The organism is Neisseria montereyensis (assembly GCF_024834045.1).
GTDB lineage: Bacteria > Pseudomonadota > Gammaproteobacteria > Burkholderiales > Neisseriaceae > Neisseria > Neisseria montereyensis.
The window spans coordinates 85,453-110,780 of record NZ_JANUXW010000005.1 but is presented as its reverse complement, the minus strand read 5'-3'; the positions used below and the strand labels follow the sequence as shown (position 1 = coordinate 110,780).

Here is a 25,328-nt window from a genome sequence, read left to right as displayed (position 1 = left end):
TAAATTTATATAGAGGCCGTCTGAAAATGTTCGACGAAACCGATATACAAATGATGCAAAACGCCCTCGCCCTCGCATGGCAAGGGCGTTTTTCAACATCCCCCAACCCGCGTGTCGGTTGCGTTATCGCACACGGAACACAAATTGTCGGACAAGGTTTTCATATCAAAGCCGGCGGCCCTCATGCCGAGGTTCACGCCTTGCGGCAAGCGGGAGAGTTCGCTCGCGGTGCTACCGCCTATGTTACCCTCGAACCATGCAGCCACTACGGCCGTACGCCGCCGTGCGCCGAAGCCTTGACTCAGGCCGGTGTATCGCGTGTTGTCGCTGCCATGACTGATCCTAATCCGCTGGTGGCAGGCAGAGGTTTTGCCATACTTGAAGCTGCAGGCATTCAAACTGAAAGCGGATTGCTTGAAGCCGAATCCCGCAAACTGAACCGCGGTTTTTTATCCCGTATTGAACGAGGCCGGCCATTTGTACGTCTCAAGTGTGCCGCCAGTATGGATGGAAAAACCGCCCTTTCAGACGGCCGCAGCCAATGGATAACCGGCGAAAAAGCCCGTGCAGACGTGCAAATATTAAGAGCGGAAAGCTGTGCCATTATTACCGGCATCGGTACGGTGCTGGCAGACAATCCAAGATTGAATGTCAGAGCATTTCCTACCTTACGCCAACCCGCACGCGTGGTCGTCGATACCACACTAAAAATACCGCTAGAAAGCCAATTGATACAAGACAGCGGCAGCCCGACGATTATCGCGACACTATCTAACGATAAAGTAAAATTACAAAAACTATCACAATATTCACATTTGCAAATTTTAAGGCCGTCTGAAAATAATGGCAAAATCGACCTTCATCATTTATTAAAATTATTGGCAGAAGAAGGCTATGGTGAAATTATGGTGGAAGCCGGTATAGCATTATCTACCGCCTTTTTAGAGGCTGATTTAATAGATGAAATTGTTTTATACCAATCTGCAAAAATATTAGGCAGTCATGCCAAAGGCTTATTCGATTTTATTCAAAACGAATCGGTTTTAAGCCATCCTGCAAAGTGGAAAACTGTTTCAGTAAATATAATTCAAAACGATATCAAGTGGATTATGGAAAAATAACTTTTATTATTGTAAATAATATTTATTATCAAAATAAGATATTATAAATACATAATTATATGAAAAATTTTGTAAACTAAACATCATATCTTTTTGTCTTACACCCCTCAATAACGGCATTTCGGGCTTTTTAGATTCATTTCCGATGTGCCGTTATCTTTTCAACAGGTTACTTCAACATACAGCGATGATTTCACCCATTATCGAATAGATACGGCCAATATCTTTCAAATAACTTACTCTCATTTATCATTTCAAAATTTGTTTTGTTTTTGTAAACCCACCCAAATTGCATCAAAGTAACGAAACCGATTAATAGCAAATCAGTCATACAAAAATAAAATTGATATATCGTCGGTTTTGCATAATTCAGTCTTTGCTGATAATACTGCTATTTAACCGGCATTTCTTCCCTTATTAAGAGACTGCCCCATGAAAAATGCAACCATTCAAAAATTCGCAGATAAAACAGCCAAAATAGGTATTGTAGGTCTAGGTTATGTCGGTCTACCTTTAATGTTGCGCTACGTTGATATCGGCTTTCAAGTATTGGGTTTCGATATTGATGCTGAAAAAGTAGAAAAACTCAACCAAGGTAAAAGCTATATTGAGCATATCTCTTCTGAAAAAATTGCCGAAGCAAGCAAAACACATTTTGAAGCAACCACTGATTTTTCACGCATCCGCGAAGTAGAAGCCATTATTTTATGTGTACCGACCCCGTTAAATAAATACCGTGAGCCTGATATCAGTTTTGTCATTAATACCACTGATACGGTTAAACCTTATCTGCGCAAAGGACAAGTACTCTCATTGGAAAGCACCACCTACCCGGGCACAACCGAAGAAGAATTATTGCCGCGTATGGAAGAAAGCGGCTTAAAAGTAGGTGAAGACGTCTTTCTGGTTTATTCACCGGAACGCGAAGATCCGGGCAACCCCAATTTTGAAACCCGCACCATACCAAAAGTAATCGGCGGGCATACTCCCGCTTGTTTGGAAGTGGGTATTGCCCTCTATAAACAAGCTATTGATAAAGTAGTTCCCGTTAGTTCGACCAAAGCAGCCGAATTAACCAAGCTTTTGGAAAATATCCACCGAGCCGTCAACATCGGTTTGGTTAATGAAATGAAAATCGTGGCTGATAAAATGGATATTGATATTCATGAAGTCATTACAGCCGCAGCAACCAAACCTTTCGGCTTTGTCGCCTACTATCCCGGTCCCGGCTTAGGCGGCCACTGTATTCCTATCGATCCGTTTTATCTTACTTGGAAAGCCCGCGAATACGGTATTAATACCCGTTTTATCGAATTGGCCGGAGAAGTCAATTCAGCTATGCCGGAATTCGTGATAAACAAAACCATGTTGGCATTAAACGATCGTAATCAGTCTATTAAAGACAGCAAGGTATTGGTTTTAGGTATTTCTTACAAAAAAAATGTCGACGATATGCGTGAAAGCCCTGCAGTAGAAGTTATGGAACACTTGCGGGATTTAGGCGCAAAGGTGGCTTACACTGATCCACATGTACCGGTTTTCCCCAAAATGCGTGAACATAAATTTGATTTAAAAAGCGAACCGTTTACTGCCGAAAATATTGCCAGCTTCGACTGTGTGATTCTAACAACTGATCACGATAAATTCGATTACGATTTAATAAAAGAACATGCCAAATTGATTATCGATACCCGTGGTAAGTTTAGAAAACCAGAAAAAAATATTGTAAAAGCATAATCAATATATGGCGGATACGGTCTATTTTTGCTTATTTCCTCAAGCAGTAATAGTTTAGGTATTCGCAATTGTTTAGTAGGTATATTTCAGGCATTCGCCTTATTGTCGAAAAAAATGCAACTACACTAGCAAGTTTCCGCCATATATATGCATAAATCTTAAATAATACAGATTGCCATGTCTTTGATCGAAGCATATTAACAGCAGTTCTCATACTTAATTTACTATTTGCATGAAAAACTGTAACACAGTGCCAATCAAGGCTTAGTCGCACAAAAATAATGGGCCTGCCTGCATATTTTTATATGGTAAAAAATAAATGATATAAAGGATATGTAACTTAAATATTAAAAATCTTCTATGTAAAAATTTAGTGCTTCGGCATATAAACACAAAAATACAATAAAGGTTTAATACTTGTAACATTAAGGATTTTTCCTATTACGCACAATACAAGCCGTCTGAAACTCATCCTAGGAATACATGAATACACGCAAAATTTTAGGCTATGCACTTGGCCCGTTAGGGAGTGCCGCTATCGGTATTATTTCCCTACCACTGATTTCTTGGTATTTCCCAGCCGAAGATATCGGACGGATTGTGATGTTGCAAACGGTAGCCGCCCTTACCCTTACTTTAACCGGTTTGGGCTTAGATCAGGCATATATCCGTGAATACCATGCAGCATCCGATAAAGCTGCATTATTTCAAGCCATTGTATTACCACCAGTGATAATAACCATCATTCTTTGCGTGGTTATTGCACTTATCCGTCTTGCATGGCCATCTGAAGAAGTGCTGGAAATCAGCAACAATACACTCGGATTGCTATGCCTTCTTTTCTTTAGCAGCTCATTACTTACGCGTTATTTCGCTTTAATTTTGCGAATGGGAGAAAAGGCTTTTGCTTTTTCATTCAGCCAGCTTGCGCCTAAATTATTGATTTTAATATTTGTTCTTATCAGTGTTGCCATCGGCCTTCCCTCCCATACGCTCACACTCGTTTCATCCTATACCTTGGCGCAAATCTTAACTGTTTTGATTTTGATATGGCAAACACGGAGCGAATTGGGTGCGGCAGCTTCGTCTACACTGTCCGCACCACTGCTAAAAGAAAGCCTGCATTACGGTCTGCCGTTGGCTTTAGGTGGCTTGGCTTATTGGGGTTTTACATCGGTCGACCGTTTTTTATTGAAAGAGCTATCAGGCCTTTCTGAATTGGGTGTGTACTCTATGGCCGTTAGTTTTGGTGCCATTGCGCTTATTTTCCAAAATATTTTTTCGGTTATTTGGGCACCGATGGTATTCAAATGGGTCAAAGAAAAAACCAACTTAGATAAAATCGGCAGTATCACCGAATCCATGACTGATGTAATTGCCGCATTAATTTGTATCGTCGGCCTTTTTTCACCATTAGTCACTTGGATACTGCCCGAAAAATATGCACCGGTTCAGTTTATTCTGTTATCAAGCATGCTGTTTCCACTGCTATATACACTCACGGAAGTTACCGGTATCGGTATTAATGTCAGCAAGAAAACCTGGTTGATTACCATCTTTTCCATTACTGCCCTGCTGTGTAATCTGGGCTTGTTATACGGTTTGATACCCATAGCGGGTGCCCGTGGCGCCGCTATATCGACTGCAATATCTTTTTGGTTGTTTTCCATATTGAAATCGGAAGCTTCCATAAGACTATGGCAACCTCTTCCGCGAATAAAACTCTATGGCAGTACTTTTTTATGTCTTGCCGTATGTTTGCTTTATACCTATTACGGCACCAGCCGTAACTACTATTTTTTCGCCCTATTATGGCTAATAGCTTTAACCCTATTACTATTTAAAAACCGTAATACATTAAATCATTTAGCTGTACAAATAAAAGGCCGTCTGAAACACCATGCAGATCGGCAACCGGAATAACAAAACCTTAATGGCACCAGCCTTCCTATTGAAACAATAAGGCACCCTATATGCATGTTCTAATTATCCCTTCTTGGTATCCGGAAACACCGGAAGATGTTGACGGTATTTTCTTCCGCCAGCAGGCACAAGCATTGCAACGATCCGGCCTGAAAATAGGCGTAACCGCACCACTGTTTCGCTCTTTACGCGGCAAACCGAAATCTATTGTGACGGGAGGATACGGCATCCGCCATTATGTTGAAGAAAACATACCGACTTATGTTTATAAAAGTATGTATTTCTTTCCAAGGCTGCCTTTAGACCGCACCCGTTGGGTAAACGCAGGTAAAAAACTGTTTGAACATTATGTTCGGGATCACGGCTATCCGGATATCATTCATGCCCACTGTATGAATTTCGGTGGAGTTTTAGCCCATAGCCTTCATGAGCAAACGGGGATTCCTTATGTTATTACCGAACACAGTACGACTTATGCCAGAAAATTAATCCGCAACTGGCAATGGGATGCCATGCATCTGTCGGCACAAAAATGTGCTTCGCGTATTGCGGTCAGCAAAGATTTTTGTACATTGCTTAAAGAAATATATCGTGGTTTGGAATGGAAATACATTCCCAATATCTTATCTGCCCAAGCTTCCGAATCATTCGATTTTTCAACCAAACCGCAAAACAGTCATTTTACTTTTTGCTCGGTTGCGCATCTGAATTTTAAAAAAGGCTTCGATATCCTATTGTCCGCTTTTGCCAAAGTATTGGAAAAATATCCCGATATGCGGCTTAAAATCGGTGGTACCGGTTTGGCCGAACCCCAGCTGCACGAGCAGGCCAAACAATTGAACCTGCAAGATTCGGTTAGTTTTTTGGGTGGCCTCCAATACCCTGATGTATTGAAACTGATGCGCCAATCAGATGCGTTTGTACTTGCTAGCAGGCATGAAACGTTTGGCGTCGTTTTTATTGAAGCTTTAGCCCAAGGGTTGCCTATTATTGCGACACGCTGTGGCGGCCCCGAATCTATTGTGACGGAAGAAAACGGCTTACTGGTACCTACCGAAGACATCGACGCACTGGTACAAGCTATGATTGATCTATATGAAAGCCGCCAAAATTATCATCCCGAACAATTGCGCAATGACTGCATTAATGAATTTGGCGAAGCCAGTATTGTGAACCGGATTACCGAAGAGTATCAAAAGGCATTATCCAATAACCGAAACTCAGTCAAAAATTCATGAAAATCAAAAGCCAAACTATTTATATTTTCATGGTGTATGCCATGCTTACAGCATACATGACCGGGCCTATGTTGTCTTATCTGGTCGGGATTCCCCGCATTGATAATCCCTTATCAATGCTATTCGTATTGGCTGTTTTGCTGATTGCTTTTTTAGAAAGCAAACGTTTTATACCCAAAACAGGATTTGCACTGCTAAGTTTGGCTTTAATGTCCGGTTGGGCTTCCATACATTTTTTGATTACCACACTAGAATTAACTGATTATGCGGATTTAACTTTCTTTTTAACAGTACCCGCTTTCTTCTACTTACTGCATTTAATTATTTCCCGCCACGAAAATAAAATACAGTTTATTCGCAATTTAATCATTGTATTTTCAATGTTTATCTGCATACCGCCATTAATTGAACTTTTAACCGGTTTTCAATTTGTTTCCAGCGATGACGTATTAGCGGTAGAAGCAGGTATTATCAAAGGCTTTTTCTTCAATCCCAATAATCTGGGCACTACCGCCTTGTGTTTGGCACCAACTGTTCTTTTATTCTTCAACCTTCAAAAAACCTCTACCAAAGATACCATAACCGGCTGGATAATCTTTTTATCATTGGGTTTTATTATCATTGCCAGCGCATCACGCACGGCAACCGTATGCTATATAGGGTTACTTTTTTTAGCACTGATGTATCGGAATAACGGTTTTACATTATTTTTATCTACAGGTTTGGTCGCTTTAGGACTTTATGCCATTCCTACCCGTTGGATACAGAATTTTTTACTGTCTCTCTACGGTAATCCGTTTTTAGAAAATATTTCTTCCCGCTTATATCTCTTTCTCTTCGATTTGGATCAGGATAACTCTGTTTCTTATCGTAAAGAAATCTATAACTATTTTTGGGAAAATCCGCCGTTCTTATTTACAGGATACGGCCCTAAAAACTTTGGTGAGTATTTTGGCGGACACCTAAGTTTTGAATTGGGTTTTCTAAATCCGCACAGCTTCCTCATCGAACTATATTTGGCCTTCGGTATCATTTCATTACTCGCTTTTATAAGCTATGTAATAACTTATATTTTTACAATGACAACGGCAAATCTAACGAATAAGCAGCGCTTTTTCTCACTTGCCTGTCTGGCTATATTTTTAATCGGCGGATTTATTCCTTCCTCTATTTTGAGGCTGCCGTTTATATGGATTCCTTGTTTTTTAAGTTTTATTTATGCCACATATTCCCTGCCTGTCAAACATACCGCATCGCGCAGGCAGCCTTATTTTCAACTAAAACGGTTATAACGCAATGAAAATTATTTTAAGCACTTCAATGAGTGGTCTGGGTGGTACCGAACATGCATCATTCCGACTTGGCCGCCTACTACTCCATTACGGACACGATGTTGTTTTGGCTTCTTCTTCCGGCCCATTGTTGCAAGATGCACTTGATCTGGGTATCCGCTGGTATGACATTGATTTTTATACCGGCGGCAAATTAGGCTATCTGAATGCCACACGCAAATACATGAAAATGTTGTTTCAAGAAAAGCCCGACATTATCCACTGTCAAATGGCACGGATTGTACCGGCATGTGCCATCGCGGCCAAAATCGCCTCACCCAAAACCAAAGTTTTTTACCATGCCCGCGGCCTGCATGCACCAACCTACCCCAAAATTGCCAAATTGTTCGACAAACTGAATGTTTATATTATTGCCAACTGCAAACACGAACGCGATAAGCTTATCCGCCACGGTTTTCCGGCCAACCGGATTACCTATACTTATAACGCCCTGCATAAAGTAGATTATGTACCGGAGAAAACCGATAAAGATTATGTGATGTTGGGCACATTGTCTCGCCTCGACAATATACGGGCCGTACATTTAATGCTGGATATTTTCAAGATGTTAGATGAACGCCATATTCCCGTACGCCTACAAATTGCCGGCACGGGTGAGAATATGGACAGCTTGAAACAACAGGCACAATCATTGGGTATTGCCGATAAAGTGACCTTTCTCGGCGGTGTCCGCGATTTAACAGCTTACTTTAAAGAAACCGATATTTTGGTTAACACGCCAAACTGCAAAGGTGACGACTGCGCCGGTGTTGGCAATAATGTGTTGGAAGCGGGCTTATATAACACACCGGTGATTACTTACGATATGTCCGGTATTTCGGAAATGGTTGTCGACGGCCAAACCGGTTATTGTGTCGAACTCGGCGATAAGGAACGCTTTGCCCAATGTGTTGAAAACTTGGTAGATCATCCCGAATTGCGCCATCAATTGGGACAAGCACTCCATGACCATGTTATCCGTTTATGTTCGGATGAAGAAATCTATCGGACAACAATGGCGGCATACAATATGTAAGCCCCGGAGGATTAAGATATGAATATTACCATTGTCGCCCCCTATTGCTCGCTGCCGCCGGAACCACACTTCAACCGTTTCTGGTATTTAGCAGAATTACTGTCAAAATCACACAATGTGGTTTTAATCACCAGCAATTTCAGACATTACGACAAATCGTTCCGAACATCCGAACAGGCTGCCGCCGCCTCAAACGAACGCTTAAAAGTGGTATTGCTGAATGAAAGCGGCTATCAGAAAAATGTTTCGGTTGCCCGGCTAAAAAGCCATCATGTTTTTGTTCGGGCACTGGATCAAATGCTGGCTCAAGGCGATTTCGGTACACCCGATATCGTTTATTCGGCCTACCCCTTTATTGCTTCCAATATTGTATTGGGAAAGCATAAACAACGCTTGGGCTACCGGCTTATTGTTGATGTGCAAGACATTTGGCCGGAATCCTTTTCCGCCGTGATTCCCCAATTAAAGAAAATCCCACACCGCCTCCTACCCTTTTCTTCAAAAGCCGATAGAGCTTACCGTTATGCCGACGGTTTGGTGGCAGTATCCCAAACTTATTTACAGCGTGCACTAGAAGCCAACCCCCAAGCACCGGGAGAAGTGGTTTATATCGGTGCCGATTTCGATACGTTGGAAAAAGCGCCGGTACATACTTTTGACAATCAAAAAACACGCTTTTTCTATCTGGGTACACTGAGTTTCAGCTATGACGTAGAAACCGTATGCAAAGGGATTATCCAATTGGCAAACGAAGGTGAAAATGTTGAGTTACATATTATGGGCGGGGGCCCGGATTTAGAAAAACTACAAAATTATACTCATGAATCCATAAAATTTTACGGCTACTTACCCTACAGTGAAATGATGTCGGTTGCCAAAGCATGCCATATTGCCATCAACCCCATCCACTCATACGCCCCACAGTCCATAACCAATAAATTATCCGACTATATGGCATTGCAAAAGCCGATATTGAACAGCCAAGTAGGGGAAGAAACCGATGAGGTGCTGTCATTACTTCCTCATGCAAACTATCAATCCGGTAATGTGGATAGTTTTGTGGCGGCCGCCCGCAATATCTTAAAACATAAAGACGATCCCATTCAAAGTGATGAAATTATCAAGCGCTTCAAACGCGATGTTTCCTATCAAAAAATCATCAACCTAATAGAAAGGTTAGGTGTATGAATAAGCTATTGAAACGCCTTTTAGATATTCTTGCTTCGGCACTCGGCCTGATTGTCTTATCGCCGATATTGCTGATTCTGGTTTATTTAATCCGAAAAAATCTTGGTTCTCCCGTTTTCTTTACCCAAACACGCCCCGGACAAGACGGCAAACCATTTAAGATGATTAAATTCCGTTCCATGCGCGATGCGGTTGATGCAAACGGTAATCCCTTGCCCGACAGCGAAAGGCTGACCGATTTTGGCAAAAAACTCCGTGCCACCAGCCTCGACGAACTGCCTGAGTTGTGGAATGTTTTAAAAGGCGATATGAGTTTGGTCGGCCCGCGCCCGCTGCTGATGCAATATTTGCCGCTCTACAATGAATTTCAATACCGACGCCACGAAATGAAGCCGGGTATTACAGGCTGGGCTCAAGTCAACGGACGCAATGCCCTGTCATGGGACGATAAATTTCAATACGATATCTGGTATATCGATAATTACAGCTTTATGTTGGATATCAAGATTTTATTTTTAACCATTAAAAAAGTTTTTGTGCGGGAAGGAATTTCTGCAGAAGGAGAGGCCACAATGCCTTATTTTACAGGCAATCATAACCATGAAGAAAAGCAACAAGATGACATAACCACTAATTAAGCAAGTTTTCCGAATGGATTCCTTTAGATTTAAGCAATATGCCGTATATCAAAAAATTTGATGGTATTTTCCAAATACTGTCGGCAATAGCCAAATCTGAGCATGAATGATGCCTGTTGTATAGTTAAATCATATTTACAATATTTGATTTTAACAGACGGAAAAATAATTACTTTTATAGTTTCATATGGTCTATAAAACGAACTTAAACAGTTTTAAATCGTCTGAAAACCTTCAATGCATATTAAAGCAATTTCGGCATATTTTAATTTTATCAATATGCTTACCAAATAACCGGATAAAGAAAACTTTTATAGATAAATTTTTATTTATTACCAATAATTGAAACCTGCTTGCCCGAATGCCTATTAAATAAAAAACACCGACTACCTTATAAATTTAAGCATACCGAACAAGCCGCCAACAATTTAGATAACGGGATCGATAGCCGCCCCAACTTTATTTTTAATAGCTAATTTTACAAAGAAGGAATCACCCCAAATGACTAAAATTCTTTTTATGGGCCGTAAAAAAGTATCTGCCGAATTATTAGAATTTTTAACGCAACAACCCGACCTAGAAATCGTAGGGGTACTAACCGACAGCCATCTACAGGGCTCGCCTACAACCGCAGCTGCCAACCGCCTCGGCCTGCCTTTATATACTTTCGATACCGCACTAGAAGCGATGCGTGAAGGCCGTCTGAAATATGATTTAGGTATATCCATACTCTATTGGCGTAAACTGCGTGATGAGTTTCTAACCACGCCTATACGCGGCACCATTAATTTCCATCCCGCCATTCTGCCTGAATACAAAGGCACCGGCGGTTATAACCTGGCCATTATGGACAAGCTTTCCGAATGGGGTATTTCCGCACACTATATTGATGACTCTATCGATACCGGCGACTTAATCGAAGTGGCCCGCTTCCCAATGAATCCGGATACCGAAACCGCCCAATCGCTCGAACAAGAATCTATGCGCGTTTTGGAACATTTTGCCAAACGGCTGATTATGCAGGCGGTCGGCAGTACTGAAAAATTACCGACCTACCCCAACAAGGGCGGCACCTACACCAGCCGTGCCGAAATGGAGGCCATGAAAGCCATTCAGCCTGGCGACGACGTAGAAAGAAAAATACGCGCATTTTGGTTTCCGCCATACGATGGCGCCTATGTTGAAATCGACGGTAAAAAATACACCTTGATCAACCGTCAGATTTTAGAAGAGGTCGCCCCCAAAGATTCCACCAGCCTTTTTGCAGGACAAGCCGATGCTTAATACTTCTCTCTCCCCCTGGCCAAGCTTCACCCAAGAAGAAGCCGATGCCGTATCCCGTGTTTTACTGTCTAATAAGGTTAATTATTGGACAGGAACGGAGTGCCGTGAATTTGAAAAAGAGTTTGCCGCCTTTGCCGGTACACAATATGCCGTTGCACTCGGCAATGGCACTTTAGCCCTAGATGTCGCCCTTAAAGCCATGAATATCGGCGCGGGTGATGATGTGATTGTGACATCGCGCACTTTCTTGGCTTCCGCATCCACTATTGTTACCGCCGGTGCCAATCCGGTGTTTGCCGATGTCGATTTAAACAGCCAAAACATCACCGCCGAAACCATTAAGGCCGTTCTCACACCCAATACCAAAGCCATTATCGTGGTACATCTGGCCGGTATGCCTGCCGATATGGACGGGATTATGGCTTTGGCCGAAAAACACAAACTATGGGTGCTTGAAGACTGCGCCCAAGCGCACGGCGCCCGATACAAAGGCCGTTCCGTCGGCTCTATCGGCCATATCGGTGCATGGTCGTTCTGCCAAGACAAAATCATGACTACCGGCGGCGAAGGCGGTATGGTGACCACCAATGATAAAGAATTGTGGTCGAAAATGTGGTCGTATAAAGACCACGGCAAAAGCTATGATGCGGTTTACCACCGCCAACATCCGCCGGGTTTCCGCTGGCTGCACGAAAGCTTCGGCACCAACTGGCGCATGACCGAAATGCAGGCGGTTATCGGACGCATCCAACTCAAACGCATGCCGGAATGGACGAAACTGCGCAGAAAACATGCCGCGCAACTCGAAACCGCTTTAAAACCGTTCGACAGTATCCGCCTCATCGAGATACCCGATGATATCGAACACGCCCAATATAAATTCTATGCGTTTGTCCGGCCTGAAAATTTGAAAGAAGGTTGGAGCCGCGACCGTATTGTTGAAACATTAACCGAGCGCAAAGTCCCCTGCTATCAGGGCAGCTGTTCGGAAGTTTATTTGGAAAAAGCTTTCGACAATACCCCTTGGCGGCCGGCGAAGCGTTTAAAAAATGCCGTAGAACTGGGTGAAACCTCGTTAATGTTTTTGGTTCATCCTACCATTACGGCAGAACAAATGGATTTCTGCTGCCGCAATATCGATGAAGTTTTAAAAGAAGCCACACGATAAATCCGTGTGTTCAGACGGCCTGCATTTTCTGAGGCCGTCTGAAATGGCTGTATATATAAAGCATCATTTATGATTTATATAAAACAACAATAAATAACTTACCGGATAATAAAAATGAATCTGGAAACATTGCTGAGTCTGCCTCGAAATACTAAAAAAGTATTCTTCGTTATCCACGATATTATGGTGATATTCGTGGCCTTTTGGTTTGCAGAAAGCCTTAAAGCAAACTATAACAACGAATGGAGTAGCATTGCCAACTGGTTCGCATTTGCATCAACCGCTTTATTGACTATATTGTTGTTTATCAAACTGGGACTCTATCGTGCCGTTACCCGATATGTCAGCACCCGCATTCTCAGCACTGCCGTTATCGGCTGCATCATATCTGCGGTTATCTTCTTTATCAGCGTTTTGGTATTCGAACAGCGCTTGCGTTTGGCTTTACCGATTGTCTATTTTCTGATGCTGGTGGTTTTGATTACCAGTTCGCGCATTATTCTCAAGGCCATATTGGCTGATCGCAGCAACCGCAAGCAAATGACACCGGTGATTATTTACGGTGCAGGACAATCAGGCCGCCAATTACTCGAAGCCATCAAGCAGGTTCACGAGTACAATGCCGTTGCCTTTGTTGATGACAACCCTGCTATCCAGCGTACTACTATCTATGACCTTCCGGTGTACAAGCCGTCTGAAATCGAAGATTTAATCAAACGCTACGGTGTCGAAAAAATCTTATTGGCCATCCCCAGCGCCAGCCATGAAGAACGCAAAAGAATCATCGAACGTTTGAAAAAGTTATCTTGCGAAGTATTGGCAATTCCGGGTGTAAAAGATTTGGTAGACGGCAAAATCAGTGTCAGCTCGTTGAAAAAAGTTTCGGTTGTCGATTTGCTCGGCCGCGAACCGGTTGCCCCCAATCCCGAACTGATGGGTGCGGATATATCAGGGAAAGTAGTCATGGTAACCGGTGCCGGCGGCTCAATCGGTTCGGAATTGTGCCGTCAGATTATCCTTCAACATCCGGCCAAGCTAATATTGTTTGAATTATCTGAATTCTCACTATACAGCATTGATAAAGAATTAAACGAAATTCAGGCAAATGCAGCTACACCGATAGAAATCATACCGTTGCTCGGCTCGGTACAACACCGTAACCGCCTAAACAGCATTATGACTGCCTACGGCGTACAAACCGTTTATCACGCCGCCGCCTATAAACATGTACCGATGGTCGAATTCAATACTATCGAGGGCATACGCAACAATGTATACGGCACACTCTTTTGTGCCCAAGCTGCCATTGATGCCGGTGTGGAAACCTTTGTTTTGATTTCTACCGACAAAGCCGTCCGCCCCACCAACACCATGGGTGCCAGCAAACGTATGGCCGAACTCTGCTTACAGGCATTGGCGGCCGAAAGCGGACAAAAAACCCGTTTCTGCATGGTTCGATTTGGCAATGTATTGGGCTCGTCCGGTTCGGTCGTACCCGTTTTCGAAGCCCAAATTGCCGCCGGCGGTCCCGTTACCCTAACGCATGAAAACATTACCCGTTATTTTATGACCATACCTGAAGCCGCCCAACTGGTGATTCAGGCCGGCGCGATGGGTAAAGGTGGCGATGTATTTGTGTTGGACATGGGCGAGTCTGTCAAAATCATTGACCTTGCCCGCCAAATGATCCGATTGAGCGGCTTTGAAGTGAAAGATGAAAACAACCCTCAAGGCGATATTGAAATTAAAGTGACCGGTCTGCGTCCGGGTGAAAAACTGTATGAAGAATTGTTAATCGGCGAAGAAGTACAGAAAACCACCCATCCGCGTATTATGACTGCCAGTGAAGTGATGCTGCCTTGGCCTGAGTTGGAAAAAATACTCCGACATATGGATTCGGCATGTCGTGAAATGAACCAAATGATGCTCAGACAGCTCTTACTGGAAGCCCCTACCGGTTTTGCACCGAAAGATGACATTTGTGATTTAGTATGGTTGCAATACCAACAGGCCGTCTGAATTTCCAAGAACCGTTTTCAGACGGCCTGCTTAGGCAGATAAATATTCGGCCCCGTAATAAATGCTTTATCAAGGAACAACCGTGAATATAAAAAAATGCAGTATTATCAGCTTTTCACTGCTGGCCTTTACCGCCGGCTGCACCGTTATACCCGGCTCCGGACTACCCACCCGCAATAAAACCGTTGTCTATGAAAACGGCACTGAATCCGATGATACGCTCGACAGCCGCATAAACCTCTATCCCATCACGTTGAATCTGATTGAGCGGATGGAAAAGCCCCTACCCACTGCATTGAGTAATCCCGCACTTGACCGACAAAAAGCCGGATACCGTTACCGCATCGGCAGCGGCGATGTATTGAATATTGTTGTTTGGAACCACCCCGACCTCAACACACCGGCACAAATCGCCTACAACCCTGAGAGCAAACAAGTAGCCAACGGTGCATGGGTCGATGAATCCGGTTATTTAGACTACCCCTTGGTCGGCCGGGTTTTGGCGCGTGGCAAAACCTTATCCGAACTACAAAATATTCTCACAACCCGCCTGAAACGTTATATTAAAAACCCACAGGTTTCCGTTAATGTTGCCGAATTCCGTTCGCAACGCGTTTCCGTATCCGGCGCTGTCGGCAAACCCGGCCAACTGCCGATTACCAATGTTCCGCTAACCCTATTAGACGCCATCGATCAAGCAGGCGGTGCTGAAAATAACGCCGATACCCGAAACATCAAATGGACGCAAAACGGCATCGAACGCACCATCTCGCTGCAAGATATACGCCAATACGGCGACCTATCGCAAAACCTATTATTAAGCGGCGGTGATGTGATTTATGTACCTACTATCGAAAACAGCAGAGTTTATATGATGGGCGAAGTAGGCAGACAAACCGCGCTGAATATGGGTAATTACGGATTAACGCTAACACAGGCACTCGGCCAAGTGGGCGGTATCAGTCAGCTCACTTCCAATGCTTCCGGCGTCTTCATTATCCGCAATGCCCCCGACGACCTACAAAAACCGATACATATTTATCAACTTAACCTGAAAGATGCCTCGGCTTATGCACTGGCCAACCGCTTCCATCTGCAAGCCGAAGATGTGGTTTATGTGACTGCCGCACCTGTTGCCCGTTGGAACCGTGTTGTTTCACAGTTAACAAATTCGATTACCAACATTAACTCGATAGACGACACCCTCCGATAAGCGGCTTGAAAAGCATTAGCGGGCGCGCGCCATGTATCAAAAAATTTTAATCGTATGTATCGGCAATATATGCCGCTCGCCCACAGCCGAGCAGTTGTTGAAACAAAAAATGCCCCATCTGGATGTTTCATCAGCCGGATTGCGGGCGCTGGCAGGTAAAGATGCCGACCTGCAGGCAATCCGAACCGCCTTACGGCACGGCCTGATTATTGCAGGGCATACCGCCCGCCAACTGACTGCCGCTATGTGCCGGCAGGCGGATTTGATATTGGTGATGGAAACGGCACATATTGACATGGTGGCAGCCATACTGCCCTCGGCGAGAAGCAAAACCATGCTTTTCGCCCAATGGCTGCCGCAAAAAAACATACCCGATCCTTATCGTCGGGACAACGAAGTATTTGAAGCAGTTTACCGCCAGCTCGAAGCCGCTGCCGAACAATGGGCATTTAAATTAACCGTTCGCCCTTAAGCCGCTTTATTGATAAGAAAATGAATAAAATACACAAGGAAATACCGATAATGGCAAAACAATACTCCGCTTTTTCACCCAACAACAGCAATAGCGGTGAAATTGACTTAGGCCTGCAATTACGCAACCTGCTTAATTACAAATATCCCATCCTTATTGCCGTTGCCGCAGGAGGGCTGCTTGGTGCGCTATATAGTTTTGCCGCCACGCCTGTATATCGTGCCGATGCCATGCTGGAAATCGAAACCAAGCAAAACCAGATTCTGGCAGAAATCAACAATATGCTTAATGCCAGAGAAACTCCGCCCACTTCGGAAGCAGAGTTGGAGCTGATACAATCACGCTTGGTTTTAGGACAAACGGTCGACGATCTGCAACTGGCACAAACCGTTACCCCCAAATATTTCCCGATTATCGGCGGTTTGGTACACAACCTCAGCAGCGATATCGACCCCGAAATCCGCATCCATACCTTTACGGTCGGCGACGAATGGCTCAATCAACCTTTTATCCTTACCAATCAAAACAACAAACTGTACACCGTAGAGCTGCCTGACGGCCGCACGGTCAACGGCACGGTCGGCCAGCCGCTGAAAATCGGTCCCCGCACCACTTTACAGATTAATCAGATTTTGGCAGAAAGCGGTCAACGCTTCACTTTGCTCAAACACTCCAAGCTCAGTGCTATTGAAAACCTCAAAGAAAACCTAACCGTATCCAGCAAAGGGAAAACCAGCCCGATTATCAATCTGGCCTACCGCGGTACAGAGCCGGACAAAATCACCCGGATACTGAACAGCATTGCCGACAACTACGTCAATCAAAACATCAACCGTGATGTTCAGGTTGCCGCCAGCGGACTGGCCTTTATCAGTGAAGAACTGCCGCGCCTGAAATCCACCCTTCAAGATGCGGAAAACAAATTAAACGAATACCGCAGGCAAACCGGCTCCCTCGATATCCCCATAGAATCCAAAGGCGCATTGGAAAGCCTGGTTGATATCGAAACCCAAATTACCATGCTGCGGACCGAAGAAGCCGGCCTTGCCGAACTATTCACCCCCGAACACCCCAATTACAAAGCCGTGCTTGATAAATTATCGGTTTTAGAAAAAGCCCGGGACAAAATCAATCAACAAATTGCCGAATTGCCCAATACCCAACAGGAAGTCATCCGCCTAACCCGTGATGTGGAAACCAACCAAGCCACCTACACCCAACTGTTGGCCAAACAGCAAGAGCTGAACATTATGAAAGCCAGCGCGCAGGGCAATGTATGGATTGTCGATTACGCCGATGTGCCCGAACTACCGGTCGAACCGCGTAAAGCCGTCATTATCTTTCTTACCGCATTATTTGCCGGCGGCATAACAGCGGCATGGTATATGATACGATCCATATTGCGCCACGGCCTGAGCAGGCCGGAAGAAATCGAAGCTATGGGCTTGGATGTTGCCGCCCTTATTCCGTTGTCTAAAACCCAACATAGGCGCAGTGCGTTCGGTGGCAAACTGAAAACCCGTTCCGGCCATACGCGCCCCCATTATCTGCTGAGTTTGGAATCACCCACCGATGCCGCAGTAGAAGCCTTGCGAGCCTTGCGTACCAACGTTTATTTCTCAATGGCAGATGCCAAAAATAATATCCTGATGATTACCGGCACTACGCCCGGTACGGGTAAATCCTTTATTTCCGCCAACTTGGCCACACTGATGGCGCAATCCGGCAAAAAAGTGCTGTTGATAGACGGCGATATGCGCAAAGGCTATTTAAACGATTTCTTTAGCGCCACCCCCGACCAAGGCTTATCTGAAATCTTGGAAGGCAAGCTCTCACCCGGACAAGCCGTACAAGAAACCAATATTTCAAACCTGAGCTTTATCAGCCACGGCGAACTACCGGAAAATCCCTCCGAACTCCTGCTTGACGGCCGTCTGAGCACCCTCTTGAACCGTGCCCGCCAGCGTTATGATTATGTGATTGTCGATACCCCACCGGTATTGTCGGTTACGGATGCCAATATTGTCGGCCAGCAAGCAGGTATTACCCTGTTGGTTACCCGCTATAACAGCACAACCGAACGCGAACTCGATATCAGCGTTAACCGCTTGGTACAAAGTAATATCGATATTCACGGCATTATCCTCAACGGTATGAAAAGCGAAGGCATAGACGGCTACGGTTACTATTCCAGCTATACCGACTACAAGCCTGAGGCTAAAAAATAGCCCGCTAAAAAAGGCCGTCTGAAACTTCCGCACCGAAGTTTCAGACGGCTTTTTTTTTAAATATCCATCTACGCCATCCTTCAAAAAATATCTTAAAAATAAAACTATTTATTTCATGAAACACAATATTTTCCTTGAGCAAAGAATCAAATTGTAGTAATTTCATTACAAGAGATTGTAAACAATTTTACAAAATCCAACTGAATCCCCGAAATATAAAGCTATCAACTCATACAACAGTATATTAAAAAAATATATTTATAATCTTATAGATATAAACACACAACCCGAAAGGACAAATGCCTTTATCTGATAAATGCCCAATAGTCCTTGTAAAAAAATATTGATAAAACCATACCCATCCCCCGCTTAAAGGAGCCCTCTACCAGTGAAACAGACACATATATTACCCATGTTAACCACCCTATTACCCCTACCCGTATTCGCTTCGGGAACGGAAGATTGGTGGCAGCCGTTTTCGGTGCTGGATACAGGTGATACGGCATGGGTGATGATATCGGCAGTATTAGTCCTTTTTATGGCCATTCCCGGCTTGGCCTTGTTTTACGGCGGCATGGTCCGCAAAAAAAACCTGCTTTCTACCATGATGCACAGCTTTTCGGCAGCGGCGCTGGTGAGCGTTTTATGGGTCGTGGCCGGCTATTCCCTTGCCTTTACACCGGGCAATATGTTGATTGGCGGCCTTGACCGGCTGTTTTTAAACGGCATGAGTATGGATTTGACTAGGGAAACGGTGACAGTTGCGCCCAACGCAGCCAGTATTCCCGAAACCGTATTTATGCTTTTCCAAATGACTTTTGCCGTGATTTCAACCTGTATTATTACCGGCGCCTTTGCCGAGCGGATCAAATATTCGGCGATGATGTTATTTTCCGGCTTGTGGGTGATGTTGGTGTATGTGCCGGCTGCCCATTGGGTTTGGGGTGGTGGTTTTATGAGTGAAGGCGGGGTGTTCGACTATGCCGGCGGCACGGTTGTTCATATTACGGCAGGCGTATCCGGGTTGGTGAGTGCCATTGTTTTAGGCCGCCGCGTGGGCTACGGCAAAGAAGCCATGCCGCCGCATAATATGGCTTTTACCCTAACCGGAGCGGCCATGCTGTGGGTAGGTTGGTTCGGTTTTAATGCCGGCTCGGCCGTTGGTGCCAATGCTTCGGCAGGCATGGCGATGGCTGTTACCCAAATATCGGCGGCAGCCGGCGCCCTGACTTGGCTGGTGTGTGAAAAACTCACCAAATACCGTCCTTCCGCGCTCGGTATTGCATCCGGTGCAGTGGCCGGTTTGGTCGGCATTACTCCCGCAGCAGGCTTTACCGACCCTAAAGGCGCACTGATTATCGGCATTCTTACCGCTGTTTGTTGTTACATCTCTTCGGTGATTATCAAACACCGAATCGGCTATGATGATTCGTTAGACGCTTTCGGCATTCACGGCTTCGGCGGCTTGGTCGGCGCTATCCTGACCGGTATCGTATTCAATAATCAAATATTCGGCGGCAACGCAACCATCGGCAGCCAACTGCTAATTCAACTGAAAGATGCGTTAACCATCGTGGTTTACAGCGGCATTGCCAGCTTCCTTATTTTAAAACTGGTTGCCCTTATCTGCGGCGGCTTGCGTGTCGAGTATGATGTCGAACGCGAAGGCTTGGATTTAAATATTCACGGCGAGCGGGTGGAATAATCCTTTTTCCAATCAAACGAAGCCCGAAATGATTCGGGCTTTTTTATGTTTCGGCAAATGTTTCGTACAACCTTGGCAAAGGCCGTCTGAAAAGTTATTTTTCAGACGGCCTCATCATAATATATGCTAATCCGCTCTTAACGCCTCAGCCGCACATACAGCCGAAGCCCATGCCCATTGGAAGTTATAGCCGCCGAGCCAGCCGGTCACATCCATCACTTCGCCAATAAAATATAAGCCTTCGCATTGTTTGCTCTGCATGGTTTTCGGGTTGATTTCTTTCACATCCACGCCGCCGCGTGTCACTTCCGCTTTCTTATGGCCGTCTGAACCGGTGGGCAAAACCGTCCAGTGATTCAGGCTTTGGCCGAGCTGCTGCAATAACGCATTGGGAATATCCGCCCACTTTTGCCCCGCAACTGCCTGAAACGGCTCCCTGCCCAACCAAAAATCAATCAGGCGTTCGGGCAATACCGGGCAAAGCTGTTTCAAAGCGGTTTTGAGTTGGATTTTTTTGCCGACTTTATCGCGGCACAATACTTCTGCCAAATCGGTATCGGGCACCAAGTTCACCATAATATGCCTGCCGGGCTGCCAATAGCTTGAAATCTGTAATACCGCCGGGCCGCTTAATCCTTTATGCCTGAACAATAAATCTTCATCAAACACAACCGCCTGCTTACCACTGCCGGTACTCATCCGCACCGGCAGCGCAATGCCAGAAAGCGTATCAAAGCCCTGTTCCGCCCATTTTTCAAAGCGCAACGGCACCAAAGCGGCTTCGGGTGGAATAATGTGATGGCCGAACTGTTTGGCCACTTCATAGCCGAACGGCGATGCGCCGACGGCAGGCACGGCCAAGCCGCCGGTGGCGATGACCAGATTGCAGCAATAAAACAGACCCTGATCGGTATTGATACCAAATCGTGCCTGCTCATAGCCTGCCGGTGCAGTTGGCAAGGCGGCGACTGATTTAACCGTACACCCCGTATGCCATTCAACCGAACCCAAACGGCATTCGTTTTGCAACATATCGACAACCGCTTGGGCGCTGTCGTCGCAAAACATCTGCCCTTTATGCTTTTCATGATAGGCAATGCCGTATTTATCCAGCAGGTTCATAAAATCTTGGGCGGTATAACGCGATAAGGCATGGCGCACAAAACGCGGCTGTTGCGAGACATAATAAGGCGAACCATCATGCCCGTTTAAATTGCGATTGGTGAAATTACAGCGCCCGCCGCCCGAAATACGGATTTTTTCACCGATTTTCACGGCATGATCCAGTAAAGCCACGCTTTTGCCGCCCTGTCCGGTGCGGGCTGCACACATCATGCCGGCCGCGCCGGCACCGATAATCACGGTATGAAAATATGAAGTCTGGCGCATCGGGTTACCTAAACAGAAAAAAATGATGATATACGTTGAACATAAAATAATATAATATTGATTTTTATAAAAATTCAACTTTTAAAAAAGCCTGCCATCATAGCATATGCTACGATTGGCGCAACGGGTACCCCTATAAGCACCAAACCCTATCCCTATCAGGCCGTCTGAAACCGTTTTTTTCAGACGGCCCCAACCACATAACAATCAATACCCGATAACCACAAGGAACACACTATGAAAAAATACCTTTGGGCATTGCTATGCCTGCTACCCGCCGCCCTGCCCGCGCACGCCGAAGACAACGATGTTAAAGCCCGCCAGCAATATATGAAAGAATGGCGCGGGCTGACAAAGAAAATGAATAATATGCTGCAACAGCACAATATTTTATCGTTTCCGTCCGGCGAGTTTGCCGAATTAGCCAGCCAGTTAAACAATACGGCAGCCGAACCGTGGCCGCTTTTTCAGACCGACAGCAACGACGGCAATTCCGAAGCCAAAGCTGATATCTGGCAGCAACCGCAGGCATTTCAAGCGGCTATCCGGCGTTTTAACCAAGCGGCCGCCGCCTTGAATCAGGCCGCCCGCAGCGGCAGTTATGATGCCGTACAAAAGCCGATGGAAGCATTAAACCAAAGCTGCAAAAGCTGCCATAGCCGCTTTCGGGAATAAGTCCAAAGTTTCAGACGGCCTATCCAAATACCGATATAACAAGCAGAAACTTAATAAATTGATCAGGCTCTAAATATTATCGGGCCCGTTGTGATGCGGCGGCTTATATTTCAAATGGTTGATGGTTTGATTAACTTGGGAGAAGACAATGAACTTTATCCACATAATCGGCCTCTGCGCCCTTTTGCAATATCTATTCTTCGGCATACAAGTCGGACGGGCAAGGGCGAAATACGGCATACAGGCACCTGCAATGGCAGGAAACGAGCAATTCGAGCGTGCCGTCCGTGTTCATGCCAACACCTTGGAACAATTGGTTGTTTTTCTGCCCGCATTGGTGATTGCTTCTTCTTATTGGCAAAACGGAGTCACCGTTATTATCGGCTTGGTGTACCTAATCGGCCGCTTTATCTACTGGCGCGCTTATATGGCCGATCCGTCAACCCGTGCAACCGGCTTTCTGCTCACGGTGATTCCCAGCGGCATATTGATTCTTATGGGGCTTATCGGTGCTATTTTTAAGGCAAGCCCTCCTTTTTAATATTTCAATATCAATAAAGGCCGTCTGAAACGATTTTCAGACGGCCTTTGTTACCTCTTAAATAAATTCAATTATTTTGCAGCCAGTTCGGCACGCAGTTTTTTGGTCACATCCATCATCACTTGCAACTGTTCGATGGTTTCTTTCCAACCGCGGGTTTTCAAACCGCAGTCCGGGTTTACCCACAAACGCTCTACCGGTACCACTTCCATGGCTTTGCGCAACAGATGCTCGATTTCTTCGGCAGTCGGCACACGCGGGCTGTGAATGTCGTATACACCCGGGCCGATATCGTTGGGGTATTTGAAATCGCCGAAGGCAGTCAGCAATTCCATATCGGAACGTGATGTTTCGATGGTGATTACATCGGCATCCATAGAGGCAATTGCCGGCAGGATATCGTTAAATTCCGAATAACACATATGGGTATGGATTTGGGTGCTGTCTTCCGCGCCGACAGACGACAGGCGGAATGCTTCGCATGCCCAAGCCAGATATTCGTCCCATTGCGCTTTTTTCAGCGGCATCGCTTCGCGGATGGCCGGTTCGTCGATTTGAATCACTTTAATACCGGCTTTTTCCAAATCCAATACTTCGTCGTTCAACGCCAGCGCAATTTGTTTGGCCACTTCGCTCAACGGAATGTCGTCACGCACAAACGACCATTTGAACATGGTAACCGGGCCGGTAAGCATACCTTTCATCGGGCGTTTGGTCAGGCTTTGCGCGTAAGAAGACCAGTAAACCGTCATCGGGTTCGGGCGGGAAACGTCGCCGAAAATAATCGGTGGTTTCACGCAGCGGCTGCCGTAGCTTTGTACCCAACCGAATTGGGTAAAGCAATAGCCGGCCAATTGTTCGCCGAAGTATTCGACCATGTCGTTACGCTCGGCTTCGCCGTGTACCGGCACGTCCAATTCCAATTTCTCTTGAACTTCCACGCAGTAGGCGATTTCTTTTTTCATCGCCGCATCGTAATCGGCTTCGCTCAATTCGCCTTTTTTGAAAGCGGCACGAGCCTGACGGATTTCCGTCGTTTGCGGGAAAGAGCCGATGGTTGTGGTCGGCAATACCGGCAAGTTCATCCAAGCCTGTTGGGCTTTAATGCGCTCGGCAAATGGTGAATTGCGCTTGTCGGCACCTTTCACCAAAGCGGCAACGCGGGCTTTTACGGCATCGTTGTGAATCAGTTTGTTGGTTGCACGGTCGGCAGCGGCGGCATCCGAAGCGGCAATTTCTTCTTTTACGCTGTCTTTGCCATGTGCCAAGGCCTGTTTCACCACGCCCAGCTCAACCAATTTTTGAGCGGCAAAAGCCATCCATGATTTGATTTCGCCATCCAATTTTTCTTCGACAGCCAAATCTTGCGGGCTGTGCAACAGCGAGCAGCTCGGCGCAATCCATAAATTGTTGCCCAGTTTGGCGTTAACCGGCTCTAAAGTTTCGATCACTTTAGACAAATTAGCACGCCATACGTTACGGCCGTCAATCAGGCCGACAGACAATACTTTGTTTTGCGGCCATGCATCGGCAAATACGCTCAATTGCTCGGGCGCACGCACGCAATCGATATGCACACCGTGTACCGGCAGTGATTTGAGCAGGTTCAGATGTTCGGCAACCGAAGCGAAATAAGTACCGATAATAATGCGCACACCGGTATGGGCAAATTCTTTATAAGCGGTTTCAACGGCTTTAATCCAGTTTTCATCGGCATCGGCAGCCAAAATCGGCTCGTCGAGCTGAATCCAATCCACGCCTTCGGCAGCCAGCTCGCGCAATAATTGGGCATAAGCTTGTAATAGTTTGGGCAACAGGCTGATGCGTTTGAAATTGTCGTCTTTGGCTTTACCCAACCACAACAAGGTAACCGGGCCGACCAAAGTAGGCTTGATATCATGACCTTGCGCTTTGGCTTCTTTGATTTGGGCAATCAGGTTTTTAGCGTTTACTTTAAATTCGGTATCGGCATGCCATTCCGGAACGATATAGTGATAGTTGGTATCGAACCATTTGGTCATTTCCATGGCAAACTGAGTGGCATTACCGCGCGCCAATTGGAAATATTCCAGCAGGCTCAGATTGGCGGCATCGAAACCGAAACGTTTCGGAATCGCGCCCAAAGTGCAAAGTAAATCAAGCACATGGTCATAGAAAGAAAAATCGCCGACCGGCAATAAATCGGCACCGGCGGCTTTTTGGGTCGCCCAGTTTAAGCGGCGGATTTCCGCAGCGGTTTCCTGCACTTCGGCTTCGCTTTTCGCACCTTTCCAAAATGCTTCGACGGCGAATTTCAATTCACGCTTCGCGCCAATGCGCGGATAGCCTGAAAGATGAAAAGTGTTCATATATAACTCCTATATATTATGATCATTAAACCAATGGTAATGGCTGGATTTTGATAAGTTTATCTTGAATGTTT

At 45.5% G+C, this 25,328-nt stretch carries 19 protein-coding genes; 17 read left to right on the top strand and 2 right to left on the bottom strand.

Annotation, left to right across the window (positions count from 1 at the left end):
* Positions 1 to 26 precede the first annotated feature (26 nt).
* From ribD to NXS09_RS07025, 15 genes are all read left to right on the top strand, one after another.
* Entirely contained in the window at positions 27 to 1,121 is a 1,095-nt protein-coding gene (ribD, locus tag NXS09_RS07095) for a bifunctional diaminohydroxyphosphoribosylaminopyrimidine deaminase/5-amino-6-(5-phosphoribosylamino)uracil reductase RibD (protein WP_259291855.1), read from the top strand.
* 432 nt (positions 1,122 to 1,553) lie between these two features.
* The gene (locus NXS09_RS07090; protein ID WP_259291854.1) at positions 1,554 to 2,858 is read left to right on the top strand and encodes a nucleotide sugar dehydrogenase; all 1,305 of its coding nucleotides are present in this window, start codon (positions 1,554 to 1,556) and stop codon (positions 2,856 to 2,858) included.
* Between the two features lie 483 nt (positions 2,859 to 3,341).
* On the top strand, positions 3,342 to 4,781 hold the full coding sequence (locus NXS09_RS07085; protein WP_259291853.1) for a lipopolysaccharide biosynthesis protein: 1,440 nt from the start codon (positions 3,342 to 3,344) through the stop codon (positions 4,779 to 4,781).
* A gap of 50 nt (positions 4,782 to 4,831) precedes the next feature.
* Complete coding sequence (locus NXS09_RS07080; protein WP_259291852.1) at positions 4,832 to 6,019, top strand: glycosyltransferase; 1,188 nt, start codon at positions 4,832 to 4,834, stop codon at positions 6,017 to 6,019.
* Positions 6,016 to 7,311: an O-antigen ligase family protein gene (locus NXS09_RS07075; RefSeq protein ID WP_259291851.1), complete on the top strand. Its 1,296-nt coding sequence runs from the start codon at positions 6,016 to 6,018 to the stop codon at positions 7,309 to 7,311. Before NXS09_RS07080 ends, NXS09_RS07075 begins: the two co-directional genes overlap by 4 nt.
* A 4-nt stretch (positions 7,312 to 7,315) precedes the next feature.
* A complete protein-coding gene (locus NXS09_RS07070) occupies positions 7,316 to 8,386 on the top strand; it encodes a glycosyltransferase family 4 protein (protein WP_259291850.1) in 1,071 nt (356 codons plus the stop codon).
* An 18-nt stretch (positions 8,387 to 8,404) separates the two neighbouring features.
* Positions 8,405 to 9,574 (top strand): glycosyltransferase, encoded by a 1,170-nt coding sequence (locus tag NXS09_RS07065; RefSeq protein ID WP_259291849.1) that lies wholly within the window; start codon positions 8,405 to 8,407, stop codon positions 9,572 to 9,574.
* Positions 9,571 to 10,212 (top strand): sugar transferase, encoded by a 642-nt coding sequence (locus NXS09_RS07060; protein ID WP_259291848.1) that lies wholly within the window; start codon positions 9,571 to 9,573, stop codon positions 10,210 to 10,212. The genes NXS09_RS07065 and NXS09_RS07060 overlap by 4 nt, the downstream gene beginning before the upstream one ends.
* Before the next feature lie 501 nt (positions 10,213 to 10,713).
* Positions 10,714 to 11,496, top strand: a complete 783-nt coding sequence (locus NXS09_RS07055) for a formyltransferase family protein (protein ID WP_259291847.1) — start codon at positions 10,714 to 10,716, stop codon at positions 11,494 to 11,496.
* Entirely contained in the window at positions 11,489 to 12,664 is a 1,176-nt protein-coding gene (locus NXS09_RS07050; protein WP_259291846.1) for a DegT/DnrJ/EryC1/StrS family aminotransferase, read from the top strand. The genes NXS09_RS07055 and NXS09_RS07050 overlap by 8 nt, the downstream gene beginning before the upstream one ends.
* Positions 12,665 to 12,778: 114 nt before the next feature.
* Positions 12,779 to 14,683, top strand: coding sequence for a nucleoside-diphosphate sugar epimerase/dehydratase (locus tag NXS09_RS07045; RefSeq protein WP_259291845.1), 1,905 nt, complete (start codon positions 12,779 to 12,781; stop codon positions 14,681 to 14,683).
* Positions 14,684 to 14,771: 88 nt separating this feature from the next.
* Positions 14,772 to 15,896 carry a polysaccharide export protein gene (locus NXS09_RS07040; RefSeq protein ID WP_259291879.1) on the top strand — a complete coding sequence of 375 codons (1,125 nt, stop codon included), beginning with the start codon at positions 14,772 to 14,774 and terminating at the stop codon, positions 15,894 to 15,896.
* Positions 15,897 to 15,927: 31 nt separating this feature from the next.
* Positions 15,928 to 16,368: a low molecular weight protein-tyrosine-phosphatase gene (locus NXS09_RS07035; protein ID WP_259291844.1), complete on the top strand. Its 441-nt coding sequence runs from the start codon at positions 15,928 to 15,930 to the stop codon at positions 16,366 to 16,368.
* Between the two features lie 50 nt (positions 16,369 to 16,418).
* On the top strand, positions 16,419 to 18,596 hold the full coding sequence (locus tag NXS09_RS07030; protein WP_259291843.1) for a polysaccharide biosynthesis tyrosine autokinase: 2,178 nt from the start codon (positions 16,419 to 16,421) through the stop codon (positions 18,594 to 18,596).
* Between the two features lie 412 nt (positions 18,597 to 19,008).
* On the top strand, positions 19,009 to 20,301 hold the full coding sequence (locus tag NXS09_RS07025; protein ID WP_259291878.1) for an ammonium transporter: 1,293 nt from the start codon (positions 19,009 to 19,011) through the stop codon (positions 20,299 to 20,301).
* A gap of 126 nt (positions 20,302 to 20,427) precedes the next feature.
* Here the strand turns inward: NXS09_RS07025 and NXS09_RS07020 are convergent, their stop codons facing one another.
* Positions 20,428 to 21,690, bottom strand: a complete 1,263-nt coding sequence (locus tag NXS09_RS07020) for a BaiN/RdsA family NAD(P)/FAD-dependent oxidoreductase (protein WP_259291842.1) — start codon at positions 21,688 to 21,690, stop codon at positions 20,428 to 20,430.
* Between the two features lie 237 nt (positions 21,691 to 21,927).
* Between NXS09_RS07020 and NXS09_RS07015 the strand changes: the two genes are divergently transcribed.
* A complete protein-coding gene (locus NXS09_RS07015) occupies positions 21,928 to 22,365 on the top strand; it encodes a c-type cytochrome (protein WP_259291841.1) in 438 nt (145 codons plus the stop codon).
* A 148-nt stretch (positions 22,366 to 22,513) separates the two neighbouring features.
* On the top strand, positions 22,514 to 22,906 hold the full coding sequence (locus tag NXS09_RS07010) for an MAPEG family protein (RefSeq protein WP_259291840.1): 393 nt from the start codon (positions 22,514 to 22,516) through the stop codon (positions 22,904 to 22,906).
* 71 nt (positions 22,907 to 22,977) lie between these two features.
* Here NXS09_RS07010 and metE read toward each other — a convergent pair whose 3' ends face one another.
* The gene (gene metE, locus NXS09_RS07005; RefSeq protein ID WP_259291839.1) at positions 22,978 to 25,254 is read right to left on the bottom strand and encodes a 5-methyltetrahydropteroyltriglutamate--homocysteine S-methyltransferase; all 2,277 of its coding nucleotides are present in this window, start codon (positions 25,252 to 25,254) and stop codon (positions 22,978 to 22,980) included.
* Positions 25,255 to 25,328 lie beyond the last annotated feature (74 nt).